This is a genomic window from Cryobacterium sp. TMT1-62, from assembly GCF_004403145.1.
Lineage (GTDB): Bacteria > Actinomycetota > Actinomycetes > Actinomycetales > Microbacteriaceae > Cryobacterium > Cryobacterium sandaracinum.
Map to the genome: position 1 here is coordinate 69712 of NZ_SOGZ01000047.1, position 21244 is coordinate 90955.

The window sequence follows — 21244 nt, forward strand, 5'->3', positions numbered from 1 at the left end:
CCTGTTCGGCTGGCGCATAACTTTCTAAGCAGGAATTGCATACTCAGCATAACTTTAAACTTCGACAAGAGGTTTAGGGTTCCACCGGAGGCCGGACGTGTCAACAACAAATCAGAACTACCTCGCAGTCATCAAGGTTGTTGGAATCGGTGGCGGCGGTGTCAACGCCGTCAACCGCATGATCGAGCTCGGCCTCCGCGGAGTCGAGTTCATCGCCATCAACACGGATGCCCAGGCGCTGTTGATGAGCGACGCCGACGTCAAACTCGACGTGGGCCGCGATCTCACCCGCGGCCTGGGCGCCGGCGCCGACCCTGAGGTCGGCCGCCGCGCCGCCGAGGATCACGCCGAAGAAATCGAAGAGGCTCTGGCCGGCGCGGACATGGTCTTCGTCACGGCCGGCGAGGGTGGTGGAACGGGCACCGGCGGTGCGCCGGTCGTCGCCCGCATCGCCAAGTCCATCGGCGCGCTCACCATCGGTGTCGTCACCAAACCCTTCGGCTTCGAGGGCAAGCGCCGCCAGGCTCAGGCCGAGGCCGGCGTCGCCTCCCTCAAGAACGAGGTCGACACCCTCATCGTCGTGCCGAACGACCGCCTGCTGGAGATCAGCGACCGCGGAATCAGCATGCTCGAGGCCTTCGCCACGGCTGACCAGGTGCTCCTGGCCGGCGTGCAGGGCATCACCGACCTGATCACCACCCCCGGTCTGATCAACCTCGACTTCGCCGACGTCAAGTCGGTCATGCAGGGTGCCGGCTCCGCGCTGATGGGTATCGGCTCGTCCCGCGGCGCGGACCGAGCCATCAAGGCGGCCGAACTCGCCGTTGCGTCCCCGCTGCTCGAGGCCTCGATCGACGGCGCCCATGGCGTGCTGCTCTCGATCCAGGGTGGCTCCAACCTCGGAATTTTCGAGATCAACGACGCCGCTCGCCTCGTGCAGGAAGCCGTGCACCCGGAAGCCAACATCATCTTCGGTGCCGTCATCGACGACACCCTGGGTGACGAGGTGCGGGTTACCGTCATCGCTGCCGGATTCGACGGCGGTGAGCCCGGTGCCAAGGCGGTCGAGGTGCGCCGCGCAGACCTGGTCGCCGCCGGTGTCGCGGTCGGCGCGGGCGTGGGCACGGCGGGTGCTGCGGCGGTCGGCGCGACCGACTCGGCTCCCTACACGGATGCCGCGGCCTCGTCGGTCTGGTCCGGCGTCGAGCCCGGTGCGGCAGTGGCCGACCCGGCCTTCGAGGAAGACCCGGACGACCTGGACATCCCGGACTTCCTCAAGTAGTGCCGCAGGCAGCGAGAATGCCAATGGCAACCAGATGAGTGAGTCGGTCAGGCCCGGGGCCGGTGGCCTCGCGGAACGGTTGACCGCCGTTCAGGGTGGGATCGTCGCCGCGGCTGCCGCCGCCGGGCGCGACCCGGCGGAGCTCACCACGATCGTCGTGACCAAGTTCCAGCCAGTCTCGCTCCTCCAGGAACTTACCGCCCTCGGCGTGCGCAACTTCGGGGAAAGCCGCCACCAGGAAGCCCAGGCCAAGGCCGCCGAGCTCCTGCAGCTCGACCTCACCTGGCATTTCGTGGGCCAGGTGCAGGGGAAGAAGGCCCGGCAGGTGCGGGCCTACGCCGACGTCATCCACTCCGTGGATCGAGCATCATTGGTCGATGCATTGGCGTCGGAGGATTCGGTCGTCGACTGCTTCGTGCAGGTGAACCTCACGGATGACCCGTCTCGCGGCGGAGTCGCTCCGGGGGAGCTGCCCAAGCTCGTCGAGCACGTGCTCTCCACGGCCGGACTGCGGCTGATCGGGCTGATGGCGGTGGCCCCGCTCGGTGCCGAACCGCGCCCATCCTTCGCCCGGGTTCGCGAACTGGGCGAGCAGATTCAGCAGTTCGCGCCGAACGCGAAATCCTTGTCCATGGGCATGTCCCAGGACTACGCGGAGGCGATCATCGAAGGGGCGACACACCTTCGAATTGGCACAGCAATCACCGGGAATCGCCCGGTATCCGGTTAATCTGGACAAGAGGAATCACCAACACGGAGGTCGAGATGTCCAACCCGCTCAAGAAAACCATGGTTTACCTGGGTCTGGCAGACGAGGAACTCGAGTACGAGGCGCCCACTGCTGCGCCCGCATCGACGGCCACTCACTCGACGGCGACCGGCGCTGCGGCATCGAAGTCCGCTGCTCCCCACTCCGCCCCGAATTCCTCGCACGCCGCGTCGTCCGCGTCGTCGTCACACACCGCCGGCGCACCCGCCTCGGCCGGTCGCGCATCGGTGACACCGCTGCGCAAGACCTCCGCTCCGAAGAATGTGGCTGCCTCAGACATGAATGAAATCCTCACCGTCCACCCGCGTCAGTATAAGGACGCTCAGGTGATCGCGGAGTCCTTCCGCGATGGAATCCCGGTCATCATCAACCTGTCTCAGATGAGCGACGCCGATGCGCGCCGCCTGATCGACTTCGCCAGCGGACTGTCCCAGGGTCTGTACGGGAAGATCGAGCGCGTCACGGCGAAGGTCTTCCTGCTTTCCCCGTCCCACGTTGTCGTGTCCGGCGACAATGCCGCGGAGGACTCCGATGCCGAGGCGTCCTTCTTCGCGCAGTCGTAGTTACCGCCGTGTTTGCCGTCAGCCTGATCGGTGCGATCGCCTACTACGCCCTCCTGCTCTACTTCTTCGTGATGTGGGGTCGGTTCATCATCGACCTCGTACGCAGTGTCAACCGGTCTTGGCGGCCGCAGGGCCCCCTGCTCGTCGTGATCGAGTTGGCCTATTCCCTGACCGACCCGCCGATCAAGTTCTTCCGCCGGCTCCTGCCGCCGCTTCGGGTCGGCCCGATCGCCTTCGACTTCGGCTGGAGCATCACCATGCTCTGCGTCATCGTCGGCATGTCGATCACCGGGCTCATGCGCTGACCGATACCTCGCGCCCCGGACTGGGCATGTATTCTTGTCCGACGGCGTGCCGGGCTGACGCGGTCCGACTACGCGTCGGACCTTGATAGCGTTGGTTGAACGCAAACACAATGTTCGCAACTCGAGTTTTAAGGGTGGAAAGCCATGGCGCTAACTCCGGAAGATGTAGTCAACAAGCGGTTCCAGTCGACTAAGTTCCGCGAAGGATACGATCAGGACGAGGTCGATGACTTCCTCGACGAGGTCGTCGTTGAACTTCGCCGACTGACTGCGGAAAACGAGGAGCTCAAGGCTCGCGTCAGCTCTGGCGGCGCAGCGGAGGTCGCACCGGCGCCCGAGGCCGTCGCGGAGCCCGTCGTGGCTCCCGCCGTCGTGGCCGCACCGGTTGTCGCCGGGCCCATCGACGAGACCGCCGGCACGACCAACCTTCTCCAGCTGGCTCGTCGCCTGCACGAGGAGCATGTCAAGGAGGGTGCCGAGAAGCGCGATGCACTTATCGCCGAAGGCCACGCCACCGCAGCCCGTCTCGTCGCCGAGGCCGAAGCCAAGCAGCGCGCGCAACTCAGCATTCTCGACCAGGAGCGCTCCGTCCTCGAGACCAAGATCGACGATCTGCGCACCTTCGAGCGCGAGTACCGCCAGAAGCTGAAGAGCTACATCGAGACCCAGCTGCGCGACCTCGACGCCACGTCGCCGGTCGAGTCGAGCAACGCTTCGAAGTCGAGCTTCCAGAGCTTTGGCGCCTAAGGTTCGAACGAAGAAGCGCCCCGGTGCGTTGATCCTCCTGGCCGTCGTGGCCCTGGGGATTTACGCTCTGGATCAAATCAGTAAGTACCTCATCGTCAGCAGACTGACCGAGGGTGACATCGTCCGGGTTCTGGGAGACGTGCTGCAAATGCACTTCGTCCGGAACCCGGGCGCTGCCTTTTCCCTGGCAGCCGGCATGACGTGGATCTTCTCGATCATCGCCGTGGCCGTGGTGGTGCTCATCGTCTGGTTCGCCGGGCGCATCCGCTCTTTGACCTGGTCTGTCGTCTTCGGGCTCCTGCTCGGCGGCGTGCTCGGCAACCTGACCGACCGGCTGCTGAGGGAGCCGTCCTTCGGCCTCGGTCACGTGATCGACTTCATTTCCACGCCCTGGCTGATCCCCGCCATCTACAACGTGGCGGACATGGCGATCGTGTCGAGCATGATCATCTTCATGTATCTGACCATTCGCGGAATCGGCCTTGACGGTCGCCGCACCGACGCCTCGGACCCGTCCGAATCCACCCCCACCCAGATAGCATCCTGATTCTCGCCATGGAAACACGCTCCCTTCCTCTTCCGGACGGACTCGCCGGAGTCCGCGTCGACGCCGGCATCGCCAAGCTTTTCGGCTTCTCGCGCAGCTTCGCGGCCGAAGTCTGCGAGGCCGGCGGAGTCACGTTGGACGGGGTCGTGGCCGGTAAATCCGACCGGTTGCACGGCGGTGCGTGGCTGGAGGTGTCCTGGCAGCCCAAGGAGGCCCTGGCGATCGTGCCCATCCCAGTGCCGGATCTCACGATCGTGCACGACGACGAGAGCATCGTGGTCATCAACAAGCCGTCCGGGGTGGCCGCGCATCCGAGTGTGGGCTGGACCGGTCCCACCGTGGTCGGCGCGCTCTCCGCGGCCGGCTACCGCATCGCCACCTCCGGGGCCAGCGAGCGGGCCGGGATCGTGCACCGCCTCGACGTGGGTACCAGCGGTCTGATGGTCGTCGCCAAGTCGGAGACCGCGTACACGGCGCTCAAGCGCGCCTTCCACGACCGCGAGGTCGAGAAGATCTACCACTCCGTCGTTCAGGGTCACCCCGATCCGAGCACGGGCACGATCGACGCGCCGATCGGGCGCCACCCGCGGTCGGACTGGAAGTTCGCGGTCATCGCCGGCGGCAAGGATTCCGTCACGCACTACGAGACGCTCGAGGCCTTCCCCTCGGCGTCACTGGTGGAGGTGCACCTGGAGACGGGGCGCACACATCAGATCCGGGTGCACATGGCCGCCCAGCGACATCCGTGCGTGGGTGACGCCATGTACGGCGCGGATCCCTCGATCACGGCGCGCCTCGGCCTGACCCGCCAGTGGCTGCACGCCAAGCAGCTGGCGTTCCACCACCCGGACACTCGGGAGTGGGTCACCTTCACCACCGACTACCCGGCCGACCTCGCGCACGCCCTCGACGTGCTGCGCGACGCCTGACGCGTAGCGCCCAATTACAACACCTCGGAGCCGTTTTGTCCTCTCAGAATAAGTCGGGTGGATCGACAGATTCCTTCGTGCACCTGCACGTGCATAGCGAGTACTCGATGCTCGACGGCGCGGCGCGGGTCAAACCGCTGATCAACGCGGCCATCGAGCAGGGGATGCCGGCGGTCGCCATCACCGACCACGGCAACGTGTTCGGTGCGTTCGATTTCTGGCGAACCGCGACGGAGGCCGGCATCAAGCCGATCATCGGCACCGAGGCGTACATCACCCCCGGAACCAACCGGCGAGACAAGACCCGGGTGCGCTGGGGAACCAGCGGTCAGAACCGTGACGACGTCGGTGGCGCCGGTTCGTACACGCACATGACGCTGCTCTCGGAGACTACGGCCGGTATGCACAACCTGTTCCGGCTGTCGTCCAAGGCCAGCCTGGAGGGGTACTACTTCAAGCCCCGGATGGACCGGGAACTGCTCGCCGAGTTCTCGGGCGGGTTGATCGGCACGACCGGGTGCGTGGGCGGCGAAGTGCAGACCCGCCTGCGCCTCGGCCAGTACGACGAGGCGAAGAAGGCGGCCGGGGAATTCCAGGACATCTTCGGCAAGGAGAACTTCTTCTGCGAGATCATGGACCACGGCATCGACATCGAGCGCCGCACCATGACCGACCTGCTCAAACTCGCCGGCGAACTCAAACTGCCGCTCGTGGCCAGCAACGACCTGCACTACACCCACGCCCACGACGCGACCGCCCATGCGGCCCTGCTCTGCGTGCAGTCGGCCTCGACCCTCGACGACCCGAACCGCTTCAAGTTCGACTCGAACGAGTTCTACCTGAAGACCGCAGCGCAGATGCGGCATCTCTTCCGCGAGCACCCGGAATCCTGCGACAACACGCTGCTGATCGCCGAACGCTGCCAGGTGGAGTTCAACACCAAGGCCAACTACATGCCCCGGTTCCCCTGCCCGGAGGGGGAGAACGAGGAGAGCTGGTTCGTCAAGGAGAACGAGATCGGGCTGGCCAAGCGCTACCCGAACGGCATCCCGGACGATGTGCGCAAACGAGCCGACTATGAGATCGGCATCATCATCCAGATGGGCTTCCCCGGCTACTTCCTCGTCGTGGCCGACTTCATTATGTGGGCCAGACAGCAGGGCATCCGGGTAGGTCCCGGCCGTGGGTCGGGCGCCGGTTCGATGGTCGCCTACGCCATGGGCATCACCGACCTGGACCCGCTCGTGCACGGGCTGATCTTCGAGCGGTTCCTGAACCCTGACCGCGTCTCCATGCCCGACTTCGACGTGGACTTCGACGAGCGTCGCCGCGGCGAGGTCATCCACTACGTGACCGAGAAGTACGGCGAGGAGCGCGTCGCCCAGATCGTCACCTACGGCACGATCAAGGCCAAGCAGGCCCTCAAGGATGCGTCCCGGGTGCTCGGCTTCCCCTTCGGTATGGGGGACAAGCTCACCAAGGCCATGCCGCCGGCGATCATGGGCAAGGACGTGCCCCTGACCGGCATGTTCGACAAGGACCACGCGCGCTACCGCGAGGCCGCCGATTTCCGCGCCGTGATCGAGTCCGACCCCGAGGCCCGCACCGTCTTCGACACCGCCCTCGGCCTCGAGAACCTCAAGCGTCAGTGGGGTGTGCACGCCGCCGGGGTGATCATGAGCTCCGACCCGCTGATCGACATCATCCCGATCATGAAGCGTGAAGCGGATGGCCAGGTCGTCACCCAATTCGACTACCCGGCCTCTGAGGCCCTCGGCCTGATCAAGATGGACTTCCTGGGATTGCGCAACCTCACCATCATCGACGACACCCTCGACAACATCGCCGTGAACCGCGGGCACCGGCCCGTACTCGAAGAGTTGGGGCTCGAAGACCCGGCCGCCTACGAACTGCTCGCCCGTGGCGATACCCTCGGGGTGTTCCAACTCGACGGCGGGCCCATGCGGTCGCTGCTTCGCCTGATGAAACCCGACAATTTCGAAGACATCTCGGCCGTCATCGCGCTGTACCGGCCCGGCCCCATGGGTGCCAACTCACACACCAACTACGCGCTGCGGAAGACCGGCCAGCAGGAGATCATCCCGATCCACCCGGAGCTCGAGGAGGCGCTGGCCGACGTCATCGGCACCACCTACGGCCTGATCGTGTACCAGGAGCAGGTCATGTCGATCGCGCAGAAGCTGGCCGGGTTCTCTCTCGGCCAGGCCGATCTGCTGCGCCGCGCGATGGGCAAGAAGAAGAAGTCGGAGCTGGACAAGCAGTTCGAGGGCTTCTCCGGCGGCATGGTCGCCAACGGCTACTCCATGGAGGCGGTGAAAACCGTCTGGGACATTTTGCTGCCGTTCTCCGATTACGCCTTCAACAAGGCGCACTCGGCCGCCTACGGGGTGCTCTCGTACTGGACCGCGTACCTCAAGGCGAAGTACCCGGCCGAGTACATGGCCGCGCTGCTGACCAGCGTCGGCGACTCCCGCGACAAGCTCGCGCTGTACCTGAACGAGTGCCGCCGGATGGGCATCCAGGTTCTGCCGCCCGACGTGAATGAATCGATCGGGTACTTCGCGGCCGTGGGCACGGACATCCGTTTCGGGCTCGGCGCAGTGCGCAACGTGGGATTCAACGTGGTCGACGCGATCCGCGCCGCCCGCACCGAGAAGAGCGCGTTCGAGTCGTTCCACGACTTCCTGCGCAAGGTGCCGATCCCGGTGGCGAACAAGCGCACGGTCGAGTCCTTGATCAAGGCCGGCGCATTCGACTCGCTCGGCGCGACCCGCCGGGCCATGTTCGAGATCCACGAAGCCGCGGTCGAATCCGCCGTCAAGATCAAGCGCGACGAGCAGCACGGCATGGTCGGCTTCGACTTCGACAGCCTCTTCGACGACCCGCAAGAGAGCGAGCAGGTTCCCGACCGTCCCGAATGGAGCAAGAAGGAGAAGCTCGCGCTCGAACGCGACATGCTCGGGCTCTACGTCTCCGACCATCCGCTGGCCGGGCTAGAGCTCCCGCTGGCCAAGCACGCCAGCACGACCATCGTGGACCTGGTGGGATCGGAGCAGACGCAGGATGCCGACACCGTCACCATCGCCGGGCTGATCACCAGCGTGCAGCACCGGATCGCGAAGAAGTCCGGCAACCAATACGGCATCATCCAGGTCGAGGATTTCGGTGGGGAGATCGCCGTGATGTTCATGGGCAAGGCCTATCAGGAGTTCTCGTCCGACCTGGTCAGCGACTCGGTCGTGGTCGTGCGGGGCCGGGTGAGCCTGCGCGACGATGGCATGAACCTGCACGCGTACAGCATTTTCGCGCCCGAACTCGGCTTGGCCTCGGACACCGGCACGCTGACCGTCACGCTGGCGGAATCCCGGGCCACGACCGACACTGTGACGGCGCTGGGCGAAGTCATCACCCGCCACATCGGCAGCTCCGAGGTGCGGATCAAGCTGGTGAAGGGCCATACGGCGCGAGTGTTCGAGCTGCCCCATCATGTGAAGATCAGCGCCGACCTGTTCGGGGAGCTCAAGAGCCTGCTCGGGCCGAACTGCCTGACCTAAAGGAGCGAGTCCTGGCCGACCGCTGGTGTCGCCCTCGGCAAGTCAGAGCTGACGGCACGCCGTGGACGCTGTTCCTCACCCGTGACGCGAAGTGCCCGGTGTCGAACCAATTCGACGGAGATTCTCGTGTGGAACCGCTTTCTCGGGGTGGAATGGGGCCGATTCGGCCACAATCTCCGTCGAATTCGTTCGGGACAGACCTGACTGGCAGCACCGTGAGGCGCGCTGCCGTCAGGCTCTACCGACGTAGGCCGCGAGGTGCTGGCCGGTGAGGGTGGAGCGGGTGGCGACCAGGTCGGCCGGTGAGCCCTCGAAGACGATCCGGCCGCCGTCGTGACCGGCGCCGGGTCCGAGGTCGATGATCCAGTCGGCATGAGCCATCACGGCCTGGTGATGCTCGACGACGATGACCGACTTGCCGGAGTCCACGATTCGGTCAAGCAGGCCGAGCAGCTGCTCGACGTCGGCGAGGTGGAGTCCGGTGGTCGGCTCGTCGAGCACGTAGACGCCGCCCTGCGCAGCCAGGTGGGTGGCCAGCTTGAGCCGCTGGCGCTCGCCCCCCGAGAGCGTCGTGAGCGGCTGGCCGAGGCTGAGATAGCCGAGCCCAACGTCGGCAAGCCCGCCCAGGATGGCGTGGGCGGCCGGCGTGCGCGCCGCACCGGCGCCGAAGAACTCCCGGGCCGCGGTCACCGACATCGCGAGCACCTCACTGATATCGCGGCCGCCGAGGCGGTACTCCAGCACGGATGCCTCGAACCGCTTCCCCGCGCAGACCTCGCAGGTGGTGGCGACGCCCGCCATCATGGCCAGGTCGGTGTAGACGACGCCGGCACCGTTGCAGTTGGGGCAGGCACCCTCGGAGTTGGAGCTGAACAGCGCGGGCTTCACGCCGTTGGCCTTCGCGAAGGCCTTTCGGATCGGGTCGAGCATTCCCGTGTACGTCGCCGGATTGCTTCTGCGGGAACCGCGGATGCCGCCCTGATCGATGGACACCACGCCCGCGCCAGCGGGGATCGACCCATGCACGAGCGAGCTTTTTCCGGAGCCCGCGACCCCCGTCAGCACGACGAGCACGCCGAGCGGGATATCCACGTCCACTTCCTTCAGGTTGTTCTCCGTCGCGCCGCGAATCTCCAGCGTGCCCGTGGGGGCGCGCACCGCGGGCTTGAGTGCCGCGCGATAGTCGAAGTGGCGGCCGGTGAGGGTGCCGCTGGTGCGGAGACCCTCCACGGTGCCCTCGAAGCAGACGGTGCCGCCCGCCGCGCCGGCGCCGGGTCCGAGATCGACGACGTGGTCGGCGATCACGATCGCCTCCGGCTTATGCTCCACGACGAGCACCGTGTTGCCCTTGTCCCGCAGCTGCAGCAGCAGTGTGTTCATGCGCTCGATGTCATGGGGATGCAGCCCGATGGTGGGCTCGTCGAAGACGTAGGTGACGTCGGTGAGTGAGGAGCCCAGGTGCCGGATCATCTTGGTGCGCTGGGCCTCCCCGCCCGACAAAGTACCGGCCGGCCGGTCGAGCGAAAGGTAACCCAACCCGATCTCCACGAACGAGTCGAGGATCTGGCGCAACGCCTGCGTGAGCGGGGCCACCGACGGCTCACTCTGGCCGCGAACCCACCCGGCCAGGTCGCTGATCTGCCAGGAACAGGCGTCGGCGACGCTCACTCCGGAGATCTTCGACGAGCGAGCCGCCTCGCTGAGGCGGGTGCCGCCGCACTCGGGGCAGGTGGCGAACGTGACCGCGCGCTCCACGAACGCGCGGATATGCGGCTGCAAAGCGGCGACATCCTTGGACAGGAACGACTTCTGAATCTGCGGGATGAGGCCCTGATACGTCAGGTTGATCCCGTCGACCTTGATCTTGGTCGGCTCCTTGTAGAGCAGGTCGTCCAGTTCCTTCGTGCTGTACCGATGAATTGGCTTGTCCGGGTCGAACCAGCCGCAGCCGCGGAAGATGCGGCCGTACCAGCCGTCCATCGTGTAGCCCGGGATCGTGAGCGCGCCCTCGTTGAGCGACTTGGAATCGACATATAGCGCGGAACGATCGATGTCGTTGACGGTGCCCATGCCCTCGCAGCGCGGGCACATGCCGCCGGTAATGCTGAAGCTGCGCCGCTCCTTCACGGTCTTCCCGCCGCGCTCGAGCGTCACCGCCCCGGCCCCACTGATCGAGGCGACGTTGAACGAGAACGCCTGGGGAGATCCGATGTGGGGCTGACCGAGCCGGCTGAAAAGGATGCGCAGTAGCGCGTTGGCGTCGGTGGCGGTCCCGACCGTGGAACGGGAGTTGGCCCCCATTCGCTCCTGGTCGACGATGATGGCCGTGGTCAGACCATCCAACACGTCCACCTCGGGGCGCGCCAGGTCCGGCATGAATCCCTGCACGAACGCACTGTAGGTCTCGTTGATCAGCCGCTGCGACTCGGCGGCGATCGTGCCGAACACCAGTGAGCTCTTGCCCGAGCCGGAAACACCGGTGAACACCGTCAGCCGCCGCTTCGGGATGTCGAGGCTGACATCGCTGAGGTTGTTCACGCGCGCGCCCCGCACCCGGATCCGGTCGTGGCTGTCGGCCACGTGCGGCGCGGGCATCCTCGTGCTCGCGGCGCTGCTCAGGTCAGTGCTCATCGTGTCTCCCTCTGGTGGCCGGGTTGCCCACGTGGTCTCGGTGGTCGTCGCCTGGTCGAGTCAACCAGCTTCAAGGCCGGTTGCTGCGGTTCCGCCGTGGATGATTCCAGTGTCAGTGCGGTCGAGGCTGTGTGCAAGCTCAATAACCGACGACACAGACGGGGGTGGAAGTTCGCGGCGCAGGTTCTGGAGCGGGCGAGCGTTAGAACGTGCGCCCACGTTTACGGGTGCGCCGCGAGTGCGAGCCGGGTCCCGAAAGGCTCGTGGGACGGACGCGGAAACCCGCACGCAGGTCGTAGCCTTGAGGTATGAGCACAGGCACTCGGGAACCTCTGTACACCACGGCGATTCTGGCCGGGCGGGCCGTGTTCGGCCTGCTGCGGCTGAAGCCATCCGTGACCGGTCTGAAGAATCTTCCGGACACCGGGGGGGCGGTGCTGGCGATCACCCACTTCGGCTACATGGACTTCGCCCTGGTCGAGTGGATGCTGTGGCAAAAGAACCGACGTCACATCCGTTTCATGGCCAAGAAGGGCGCGTTCGACCAGAAGCTCGTGGGCGTGCTGCTGCGCGGCATGCGTCATATCTCGGTCGACATGAAGGCAGGGGCGGAGGCTTACGGCCAAGCCGTGACCGCGCTGCGGGCGGGCGAACTGCTCGGCGTGTTTCCGGAAGGCGGCGTGAACGCCTCCTTCACCGTACGCGAGTTGAAGTCGGGTGCCATCCGGATGGCCGCCGAGGCCGGGGCCCCCGTGATCCCGATCGCGGTCTGGGGCGGGCACCGCGTGCTCACGAAGAACCACAAGCCGGCCCTGCGCGAGCTGTTCGACGTGCCCATCCGCTTCGCCGTCGGCGAGCCGTTCACGGTCGCGGCGGGGGAGGGCACGCAGCCGATGACGCTGGCACTCCACGACACACTGCAGGGTCTCGTCGACAAACTGCAGAAAGCCTATCCGGTGGACGGCGCCGGCCAGTGGTGGCAGCCGCGGCACCTGGGCGGCACCGCGCCCACACCGGAGGAGGCCGCCGTTGCCGAGGCCGAGCGGCGCCGGCGTCGCGACGAGGCCGGCGCAGCCCCGTCCAGGGGCTAGGCCGGGGCGCCGGGCACGCGGTAGGTGCGCTCGTAGTACAGCAGGGCCTCGTCGTTCTCGCCCATGCCGCCTTCCTCGATCTTCACGACCACGACGGCGCTGTTGTGCACCAGTGTGCGTTCGATGATTCGCCCGACCATCCACGAGGTGACGCCCTTCAGCACAGGCAGGCCGTGGGGTCCGGGCTGCCAGTGGTCGCCGATGAAGCGCTGGTTCGCGGGACCCGACATCACCTCGGCGACGGCACGATTGTGCGCCCCGAGGATGTGGATGACGACCCGGTCGCTCTCGGCGATCGCCGGCCAGGTGCTGGCTGACCGGGCCATGTTGAAGGTGGCCAGCGGCGGAACGGACGACAGCGACGCCAGCGAGGTGGCGGTGAATCCCACCGGGGCGCCGTCCGGGCGCAGCGCGGTGATCACCGCGACACCGGCGGCGTGACGCCGGAAGGAATGTTTGAAGGCGGCCAGGTCCAACGGTGCATTGGGATCTTCGGCCAGCGGTACGGTGGCGGGCTGGGGTACTTCGGTGTCGCTCATGTGACTGAATCAATCTCCTCGCCATTGAGCCTATTCCCGGTGCACGGGAGTTGATGGCTAGGCTGGAACGCGATGATCCAGACTATTGACCTCCGAGGGACCCGGCCCACTCCGGCGGAATTGCTTGCAGCCGTCCCGCGTGCGCTCACCGACGTGACCGCGGCCAGCGACGTCGCAGCCGAATTAATCAACGATGTGCGGGCCAGAGGCGAGGATGCCCTCCGCGACCAGGCGGAACGCCTCGACCGGGTCCGTCCGTCCCATGTGCGGGTTCCTGCGTCCCACGTCACCGAGGCACTGGCCGGGCTCGACCCGACGGTGCGCACGGCCATCGAGGAGACCATCCGTCGCGTGCGCATCGCCAGCGCGGCCCAAGTGCCGCCGCAGGTGACCACCACGATCGCAGACGGCGCCACCATCACGCAGCGCTGGCGGCCGATCAACCGGGTCGGCCTGTACGTTCCCGGCGGCAAGGCCGTCTACCCGTCGAGCGTCGTGATGAACGTGGTTCCGGCTCAGATCGCCGGCGTATCCTCGATCGCGCTGGCGTCGCCGCCGCAGAGCGACTTCGACGGACGCGTGCACCCCACCATCCTCGCCGTGGCGAGCCTGCTCGGCATCGACGAAATCTACGCCATGGGCGGGGCCGGCGCGGTCGGCGCCTTCGCCTACGGCGTTCCGGGGCTCGGCCTGGACCCGGTGCAGCTCGTCACCGGCCCCGGCAACGTCTATGTGGCCGCCGCCAAGCGGCTCGTGCGCGGGGTGACCGGCATCGACTCCGAGGCCGGCCCTACCGACATTCTGGTCATCGCGGATGAGACCGCCGACCCCCGCATCGTCGCGGCCGACCTGGTCAGCCAGGCCGAGCACGACGAGCTGGCCGCCGCCATGCTGGTCACCGATTCGGCCGAGCTCGCCGACGCCGTCAATCTGCACCTGGTCGACCTGATGCAGAGCACGACCCACAGCATCCGTGTCACCGCGTCCCTGAACGGGCGCCAGTCGGGGATCGTGCTCGTGGACGACCTCGACGCCGCGGCCGCGTTCAGCAACGCGTTCGGTCCCGAGCACCTCGAGATCCAGACGAGCGACCCTGATGCCGTGCTCGCGCTGATCGAGAACGCCGGCGCCATCTTCCTCGGCCCTCATTCGCCCGTGAGCCTCGGCGACTACGTGGCCGGCTCGAACCACGTGCTGCCGACGGGAGGGCAGGCCCGGTTCTCCTCCGGACTCGGCGCCTACACCTTCCTGAGGCCCCAGCAGGTCGTCACGTACAGCCGGGAGGCACTGCGCGAGGTCGCGGACCACATCGCGGCCCTGTCCACGGCGGAGGCGCTGCCCGCGCACGGCGACGCCGTCACGGCCCGTTTCACGACGGCGCTGTAAGCTGGTCACACGATGTTCTGCCCGTTCTGCCGCCACCCGGACTCCCGAGTCATCGACTCACGCACGAGCGACGACGGACTTTCCATTCGCCGGCGTCGACAGTGCCCTGAATGCGGCCGGAGGTTCAGCACCACCGAGACCGCCAGCCTGAACATCGTCAAGCGCAGCGGGGTCGTCGAGCCGTTCAGTCGCGACAAGATCGTGGCCGGCGTGCGCAAGGCCTGTCAAGGTCGTCCGGTAACGGATTCCGACCTGGCCATGCTTGCCCAGCGGGTGGAGGAGACCATCCGGCAGACCGGCGCGTCGCAGGTGAAGGCGAACGAGGTCGGCCTCGCGATCTTGCCGCCGCTGCGCGAACTTGATGAGGTGGCCTATCTCCGCTTCGCGAGTGTCTACCAGGCATTCGATTCGCTCGAGGATTTCGAGACCGCGATCGCCCGGCTGCGCACCGAACACGGATCCCGCACCGAACACGGCTCCCGCCCCGAGCAGGGCAGCGGCGCGGGCGCCGCACACCCGTCCGAGTCGTAGGCGGCGCCGTGTACCCGCTGATCTTCTCGCTGTTCCTGACCCGCCACGACCCCGAACGAGCCCACCACCTCGCCTTCACCGTGATCCGGGCGCTGCCCGCGTTCGGTGTCGGCCGGGTCGTGCACCGCTTCACGCGCCCGCGCACCGACCTCGGTGTCCAAACCCTGGGTCTGCGATTCCAGTCGCCGTTCGGCGTGGCCGCCGGCTTCGACAAAGACGGTGAAGCCGTGCTCGGGCTCGGCCAGCTCGGGTTCGGGCACGTGGAGGTCGGCACCATCACCGCCGTTCCTCAGCCCGGAAACCCGAAACCGCGCCTGTTCCGCCTGATCCCCGACCGCGCGGTCGTCAACCGGATGGGCTTCAACAACGCCGGTGCCCGCGCCGCCCGGGTGCGCCTCGCGCACGTTCGCACCGCTGCCGGTCGCCCGGTCCTCGGCATCAACATCGGCAAGAGCCGCGTCACCGCGGTCGAGGACGCCACCGCCGACTACCTGGTCAGCGCCGCGCTGCTCGCGCCCCTGGCCGACTACCTCGTCGTGAACGTCAGCTCGCCCAACACGCCCGGGCTACGCGGACTGCAGGAACTCGACCGGCTCGCCCCGCTGCTTCGGGCGGTCAAGACCGAGGCCGGCGCCACGCCCCTGCTGGTAAAAATCGCCCCCGACCTCGCCGATGCTGAAGTGACCCGAATCTCCGAACTCGTGGTGGAGCTGGGTCTCGACGGCATCATCGCCACGAACACCACGATTTCCCGCGCCGGACTGAAAACGGATGCCGCAACCGTCGAGGCTGCCGGCGCCGGCGGTCTCTCCGGTGCCCCGCTCCAGGCGCGGTCCCTGGCCGTGCTGCGCGTGATCCGGGCCGCTGTGCCCCGCGAGCTGTGCGTGATCTCGGTCGGCGGCGTGGAGACCGCGGAACACGTGGCCGAGCGCCTCGCCGCGGGCGCGACGCTCGTTCAGGGCTACACCGGGTTCCTCTATCGAGGGCCGCTCTGGGCTCGCCAGATCAACCGTGGCCTCGACCGCATCCTCGCCGCAGAACTGTAGAGAACTGAGACAGGCCGTCGAGCCCGCAACACGCCGTCGCGCCTAGATCAGACCGCGGTCCGCGAGCTGCCGGGCCAGGGCCGAGCCGTCCGGCCCGTACACCCAGCGGGGATCGCGGGGCGCGGGCGCGGCATCCTTCGCCCGGCGACCGGCCAGAACGGCCTGGCTGGGGGAGAGCTGGCGGATCGCGACGGCCTCGACATTGTCGGGGAAGTCTCGCTGGAACTCGCTGTAGATGGCCTCATCGTGCTGGCCGTCGTCGCCGAACAGGATCCAGCGGATCTCCGGGAATTCCTGGGCCAGACGGCGCAGGTTGGCCCTCTTGTGGTCCTGGCCGCTCCGGAACCAGCGGTCGTGGGTCGGACCCCAGTCGGTGAGCAGGAGAGCCCCCGACGGGTACAGGTTGCGGTTCAGGAACCGGGTCAGGGTCGGGGCGACGTTCCAGGCCCCGGTCGACAGGTAGATCATCGGGGCACCCTCGTTGACCGCGGCGAGGCGGTCGAGGAGGACCGCCATGCCCGGCGTGGGAACTCGGGCGTGCTCGTCGAGCACGAAGGTGTTCCAGGCGGCGAGCAGCGGGCGGGGAAGGGTGGTCACCATGACCGTGTCATCGACGTCGGACAGGATCCCGCGGCGTACCGTCGGGGCCACGATGAAGAGCGGGGCCTCGACCGGCGCGGCCGTGTCGTCGGTGTGCAGCCGGGCCATCTGCCAGCCCGGGGTGAGCGTGACCGGAATGACGGTGTCGACCACGCCCCCGCGGTCGGCCTGCACCCGGTGGGAGAAACCGTTGATCTCGATGGTTACCGTCACATCGTTGACCGGAACGCTCGTGAAGCTGTGCCAGCCGCGAATTCCGGCCTCGCGGCGGTCGGCGTGCCAGTGGCGCCGTGCCAGCTTGGAGCCGGGCTTGGCCGGTTTGGCCAGAAGCACCCGGCACAGAATGCGCACCCACTCGGTCGTGCCGTAGCCGGCATAGGGGATGACCGTGGGCAGGTAGCCGCGTTTGCGGGCGTGGCGTTCGCGCTTGAAGTGCAGCCAGTCCTCGATGCGGGCTGCGCGATGCATCATCTTCGCTGGCGTGCCCGTGGGCGGGATTCGAGGATATGTCGGCACGTCCCTAGTCTGGCACGCGCATGACGCTACCCGGCATCGAAGTCGGGTCGCCCGGAGAGCCGAAGGTTATTCCTGCCCAATCGGGCGAGACACGCTGTCACGTCACAACGAGGGGGACATTGCCGCCTAGTATTAGTGACTTAGTCTCAAGGAGGACAAGTGTCACTCAGTGACCTTTTTGGTGGGGATCCTTTTGTGCCGGCCCAGCAGGCCCGCACCGAGCCGATCCAACAGCGCAGCACGGCACGACTGTCCGGTCTGCTCGACGCCGCCGCCGTCGTCGTGGACGAGGTCGGCTTCGACCGCATCACGACCGCGATGGTGGCCGAGCGCGCGGGCGCGTCGATCGGGACCGTGTACCGGTACTACCCCGATCGCGTCGCGGTGCTGCAGGCTCTGCGCGAGCGCGCGGTGCTGCGATTCCGGAGCCGGGTTGCGGAGCAGCTGAAGACGAACGCTCCCCAGGGCTGGTGGGAGGCCGTCGACGTGGCCATCACGGCCTTCGTCGACCTGTACCGCTCTGAGCCGGGGTTTCGCATCATGCATTTCGACGACCGGCAGGGTGTGCCTGTCGTCGTAGACCCCGACACGGGTTACTTCGCCCGCCGGGTGGCCGGCATGCTGGTCGAGGAGTTCGGCCTCGAGGGCGGCGACGAACTGATCTTCCGGCTTGAGGTCGCCGTTGAGATGGGCGACTCGATTCTGTCGCGGGCGTTCCGCTCCGACCCGCAGGGCGATGAGCGGTTCATCGAAGAGTGCCGAGTGGTCACGCATGACTACCTCGCCGGATACTACGGGCCGAGCGTTCGCTAGGAATTCCGCGATCCGGTGGCTCGCGGCGCCGTGTGATGGTTGGGTGGTATACGTGCTTCCCGTGTTGTGTCGACTTCGGTCGAGAAATGAGCCATTTCCATGATCGAGTTCCGCTCGGTGAGCAAGCAGTTCCCGGACGGCACACTCGCCGTCGACGATTTCAGCCTGACCCTCCCGTCGCGCCAGACGACGGTGCTCGTCGGCTCCTCCGGCTCGGGCAAAACCACCCTGCTGCGCATGATCAACCGGATGGTCGACCCGAGCAGCGGCACGATCGAGATCGACGGGGCCGACATCGCCCAGCTCGAGCCGGTGCCGCTGCGGCGCGGCATCGGCTATGTGATGCAGGACTCCGGCCTGCTCCCGCACCGCACGGTGATCGACAACGTCGCGACTGTTCCGCTGCTGCGCGGGGTGCCGAGAAAGAAGGCCCGCGCCGAGGCCCTCACCCTGCTCGACACGGTGGGCCTGGACCAGACCCTGGCGGACCGGTACCCCAGCCAGCTCTCCGGCGGGCAGCAGCAGCGGGTCGGGGTGGCGCGCGGGCTCGCGGTCAACCCAAACATTCTGCTGATGGACGAGCCGTTCGGCGCCGTCGACCCGATCGTGAGGGCCGAGCTCCAGCAAGAACTGATCCGGCTGCAGAGCGAGCTCGGCAAAACGGTCGTGTTCGTCACCCACGATATCGAGGAGGCGTTCCTCCTCGGTGACCAGGTCGTCATCCTGCGTGACGGCGGACGGATCGCCCAGGTGGGGGCGCCAGCCGAGATCCTGGCGAACCCGGCCGACGACTTCGTGGCCAGCTTCGTCGGAGCGGATCGCGGCAAGCGTGCCCTGCATCTGGAACGCCGCGGCGACTCCGACCTGCTGCTCGACAGTGAGGGCCGCCTGGCCGGTGTGCTCGTGGAGCCGCGGCAGACCGCGCACTCCCCGGATCCCCAGGCTCCGCGGTGACCTGGTTCTGGTCGAATCTCGACCTGCTCTGGGATCGCACCCTGGACCACCTGATCCTCAGCGTGCCGCCGATCCTTCTCAGCTTCCTGATCGCCGTGCCGCTGGGCTGGCTCGCGAACCGGTACCGTGCCGGCCGCGGCGTGATCCTGACGGCCAGTGGGCTGCTCTACGCCATCCCGTCCCTGCCGCTGTTCTTCGTGATCCCGGCCATTGTCGGCACCAGCCTTCGCTCGCCGCTCAACCTGGTCATCGCCCTGACGATCTACGGCGTCGCGCTGATGGTACGCGTGGTGGCCGACGGGCTGGCATCCGTGGACAAGGATGTACGCCAGTCCGCTGTCGCCGTGGGGTATTCCGGCTGGAGCATCTTCTGGCAGGTTGAGCTGCCGCTGGCCGGGCCGGTGCTCCTGGCCGGCCTGCGGGTCGTGGCCGTCAGCACGGTCAGCCTCGCCACGGTGGGGGCCGTGATCGGCGCGCAGAGCCTCGGCAGCCTGTTCACGGATGGCTTCCAGCGCGGTATCCAGGCCGAAATCATCGCCGGGATCGTGCTGACCGTGGCGCTGGCGCTGCTGCTGGACGGCGCCCTCGTGCTGCTCGGGCGGGTTCTGCTGCCCTGGACCCGCCTGGCGGCGACCGACCGGAGGGCCGTCCGGGTCGCCCGGATCGCAGAGGCATCCGCATGAACCTGTTCGTTGACGCGGTGAACTGGATCCTCGACCCGGCCAATTTCGCCGGGCCGGGCGGCATTCCGGCGCGGACGATCGAACACTTGGTGTTCACCCTCGTGGCGGTCCTGATGGCCTCCGTGATCGCGATTCCGGTCGGTTTCCTGATCGGGCATACGGGTCGGGGACGCAGCCTCGCTGTAGCCACCTCCGGCGGGCTGCGGGCCATTCCGACCCTCGGCCTGTTGACACTGGTCGCGCTGTGGGTCGGGATTGGGCTCGGTGCGCCGTACGTCGCGCTCACGGTCCTGGCGATCCCGCCGATCCTCGCGGGCGCCTACGCCGGGTTCGAGGCCATTGACCGGTCCGTCATCGACTCCGCCCGGTCGGTCGGGATGTCGGAGAGCCAGATCGTGGGCACGGTCGAGATCCCGTTGGGGTTGCCGCTGCTGATCGCGGGCATCCGTTCGGCCACCCTGCAGGTCGTCGCCACGGCGACCCTGGCTGCCTACGTGGCAGATGTCGGCCTCGGCCGGTTCCTGTTCGCCGGGTTGAAAACCCGCGACTACGCGGAGATGCTGGGCGGGTCACTGCTCGTGATCCTGCTCGCCCTCGTCCTCGAGGGAATATTCACTGTTGTTCAGCGACTTGTTGTTCCCAGAGGCGTCGCGTCCCAACGTCCCCCAGTCGACCGTGCCAGGTCAGCCCGACCTGTCCCGGGGATTGATCCCGCCATCACGAAAGGAACCCACTAATGTTCACAGCTCACAGAGGCCGGCTCGCGGCGGTCGCCGCGGTCGCGGTTGGGGCCGTCGTAGCCCTTGCAGGGTGTGCGTCCGGTGACCCGCTGGACAGCGGAAGTAACGCCGACGAGGGGTCCGCTACCCTGGTCGTCGGTTCGCAGGACTACTACTCGAACGAGATCATCGCCGAAATCTACGCTCTGGCGTTGGAGGGGAACGGCTTCACGGTCGACCGCCAGTTCAAGATCGGCCAGCGCGAGGTCTACCTGCCCGAGATCGAATCCGGTGCCATCGACGTCTTCCCCGAGTACAGCGGCAGCCTGCTGCAGGCCCTGAATGCAGATGCCGCCGGCGGCACCGCCGACGAGACCTACGCGCAGCTGCAGGACGAGCTGCCCGAGGGGCTGAGCGTGCTCGACATGTCCTCGGCCACGGACCAGAACTCCTGGACCGTCACGCAGGCCTTCGCCGACAAGTACAGCCTGACCGACATCGCGTCGCTCGCCGATGTCACCGAGCCGATCACCGTCGGTGGACCGTCCGAACTTCAGACCCGCCCCTACGGACCGACGACCCTAACGGAGAAGTACGGCATCCCCATCGCCGGCTTCACGCCCATTGAAGATGGTGGCGGCCCGCTCACGATCAAGGCTCTCGTCGACAACGACATCCAGATCACGAACGTCTACACGGCGAGCCCGAACATCAAGTCGGACAGCCTCGTCGCCCTCGATGACCCGGACGGCCTGTTCTTCGCGGACAACGTCGTGCCCGTCGTGTCCGACAAGGTCGGAGGGAAGGCCGCCGACGTGCTCAACGCCGTCAGTGCCGCTCTGACCGCCGAGGACCTGGTGGGCCTCAACTCCGAGAGCGTGAACGACCAGCTCTCGGCCGAGAAGATCGCGGCCGCTTGGCTCGAACAGGCGAACCTCTTCTAGGCACCAGCTGACAGGCGCTGCCTGACCAATTCGACGGAGATTCTGCGCCTACGGGCCGGTTTTGGAGCAAAACA

Annotated in this window: 20 protein-coding genes; 17 read left to right on the forward strand and 3 right to left on the reverse strand. The window is 67.0% G+C overall.

The annotated features are described in order from the left end of the window. The first annotated feature begins 97 nt into the window (after positions 1–97). The 8 genes from ftsZ (at position 98) to dnaE (ending at position 8717) form a co-directional block, all read left to right on the forward strand. A complete protein-coding gene (ftsZ, locus tag E3T34_RS14115; protein WP_104099517.1) occupies positions 98–1282 on the forward strand; it encodes a cell division protein FtsZ in 1185 nt (394 codons plus the stop codon). 34 nt (positions 1283–1316) lie between these two features. Then, entirely contained in the window at positions 1317–2012 is a 696-nt protein-coding gene (locus E3T34_RS14120; protein WP_134343353.1) for a YggS family pyridoxal phosphate-dependent enzyme, read from the forward strand. Between the two features lie 35 nt (positions 2013–2047). After that, positions 2048–2614, forward strand: a complete 567-nt coding sequence (locus E3T34_RS14125; RefSeq protein WP_104099515.1) for a cell division protein SepF — start codon at positions 2048–2050, stop codon at positions 2612–2614. A gap of 8 nt (positions 2615–2622) precedes the next feature. After that, positions 2623–2919, forward strand: coding sequence for a YggT family protein (locus E3T34_RS14130; RefSeq protein WP_104099514.1), 297 nt, complete (start codon positions 2623–2625; stop codon positions 2917–2919). Between the two features lie 144 nt (positions 2920–3063). Beyond that, the gene (locus tag E3T34_RS14135) at positions 3064–3666 is read left to right on the forward strand and encodes a DivIVA domain-containing protein (protein ID WP_104099513.1); all 603 of its coding nucleotides are present in this window, start codon (positions 3064–3066) and stop codon (positions 3664–3666) included. Next, positions 3656–4213 (forward strand): signal peptidase II, encoded by a 558-nt coding sequence (gene lspA / locus E3T34_RS14140; protein WP_241977422.1) that lies wholly within the window; start codon positions 3656–3658, stop codon positions 4211–4213. The genes E3T34_RS14135 and lspA overlap by 11 nt, the downstream gene beginning before the upstream one ends. An 8-nt stretch (positions 4214–4221) precedes the next feature. Next, entirely contained in the window at positions 4222–5142 is a 921-nt protein-coding gene (locus tag E3T34_RS14145) for an RluA family pseudouridine synthase (protein WP_104099511.1), read from the forward strand. A gap of 107 nt (positions 5143–5249) precedes the next feature. Further along, positions 5250–8717: a DNA polymerase III subunit alpha gene (dnaE, locus tag E3T34_RS14150; protein ID WP_134343401.1), complete on the forward strand. Its 3468-nt coding sequence runs from the start codon at positions 5250–5252 to the stop codon at positions 8715–8717. 231 nt (positions 8718–8948) lie between these two features. On the opposite strand, the gene E3T34_RS14155 is transcribed toward dnaE, so the two are convergent. After that, positions 8949–11348, reverse strand: a complete 2400-nt coding sequence (locus E3T34_RS14155) for an excinuclease ABC subunit UvrA (RefSeq protein WP_134343354.1) — start codon at positions 11346–11348, stop codon at positions 8949–8951. A gap of 308 nt (positions 11349–11656) precedes the next feature. On the opposite strand from E3T34_RS14155, the gene E3T34_RS14160 reads away from it, so the two are divergent. Next, positions 11657–12439: a 1-acyl-sn-glycerol-3-phosphate acyltransferase gene (locus tag E3T34_RS14160; RefSeq protein WP_104100026.1), complete on the forward strand. Its 783-nt coding sequence runs from the start codon at positions 11657–11659 to the stop codon at positions 12437–12439. Here E3T34_RS14160 and E3T34_RS14165 read toward each other — a convergent pair. Continuing rightward, a complete protein-coding gene (locus tag E3T34_RS14165) occupies positions 12436–12978 on the reverse strand; it encodes a flavin reductase family protein (protein ID WP_104100025.1) in 543 nt (180 codons plus the stop codon). The genes E3T34_RS14160 and E3T34_RS14165 overlap by 4 nt on opposite strands. A gap of 72 nt (positions 12979–13050) precedes the next feature. Here E3T34_RS14165 and hisD point away from each other — a divergent pair, with 72 nt between their 5' ends. From hisD to E3T34_RS14180, 3 genes are read left to right on the forward strand one after another with little or no spacing between them, the layout of a single operon-like run. Beyond that, positions 13051–14364 carry a histidinol dehydrogenase gene (gene hisD, locus E3T34_RS14170; protein WP_134343355.1) on the forward strand — a complete coding sequence of 438 codons (1314 nt, stop codon included), beginning with the start codon at positions 13051–13053 and terminating at the stop codon, positions 14362–14364. Between the two features lie 12 nt (positions 14365–14376). Next, positions 14377–14895: a transcriptional regulator NrdR gene (gene nrdR / locus E3T34_RS14175; protein ID WP_104100023.1), complete on the forward strand. Its 519-nt coding sequence runs from the start codon at positions 14377–14379 to the stop codon at positions 14893–14895. 8 nt (positions 14896–14903) lie between these two features. Then, positions 14904–15941, forward strand: coding sequence for a quinone-dependent dihydroorotate dehydrogenase (locus tag E3T34_RS14180; protein ID WP_134343356.1), 1038 nt, complete (start codon positions 14904–14906; stop codon positions 15939–15941). A gap of 42 nt (positions 15942–15983) precedes the next feature. Here E3T34_RS14180 and E3T34_RS14185 read toward each other — a convergent pair whose 3' ends face one another. Further along, entirely contained in the window at positions 15984–17012 is a 1029-nt protein-coding gene (locus E3T34_RS14185; RefSeq protein ID WP_233191253.1) for an App1 family protein, read from the reverse strand. A gap of 204 nt (positions 17013–17216) precedes the next feature. Here E3T34_RS14185 and E3T34_RS14190 point away from each other — a divergent pair, with 204 nt between their 5' ends. The 5 genes from E3T34_RS14190 to E3T34_RS14210 all read left to right on the forward strand — a co-directional run bounded on the left by E3T34_RS14190 (position 17217) and on the right by E3T34_RS14210 (position 21170). Continuing rightward, positions 17217–17870, forward strand: a complete 654-nt coding sequence (locus E3T34_RS14190; RefSeq protein WP_104100021.1) for a TetR/AcrR family transcriptional regulator — start codon at positions 17217–17219, stop codon at positions 17868–17870. A 99-nt stretch (positions 17871–17969) separates the two neighbouring features. Continuing rightward, complete coding sequence (locus E3T34_RS14195) at positions 17970–18824, forward strand: ABC transporter ATP-binding protein (protein ID WP_104100020.1); 855 nt, start codon at positions 17970–17972, stop codon at positions 18822–18824. After that, a complete protein-coding gene (locus E3T34_RS14200) occupies positions 18821–19507 on the forward strand; it encodes an ABC transporter permease (protein WP_104100019.1) in 687 nt (228 codons plus the stop codon). Before E3T34_RS14195 ends, E3T34_RS14200 begins: the two co-directional genes overlap by 4 nt. After that, positions 19504–20244: an ABC transporter permease gene (locus E3T34_RS14205; protein ID WP_104100018.1), complete on the forward strand. Its 741-nt coding sequence runs from the start codon at positions 19504–19506 to the stop codon at positions 20242–20244. Before E3T34_RS14200 ends, E3T34_RS14205 begins: the two co-directional genes overlap by 4 nt. Beyond that, positions 20244–21170, forward strand: coding sequence for an ABC transporter substrate-binding protein (locus E3T34_RS14210; RefSeq protein ID WP_134343357.1), 927 nt, complete (start codon positions 20244–20246; stop codon positions 21168–21170). Before E3T34_RS14205 ends, E3T34_RS14210 begins: the two co-directional genes overlap by 1 nt. Positions 21171–21244: the final 74 nt, after the last annotated feature.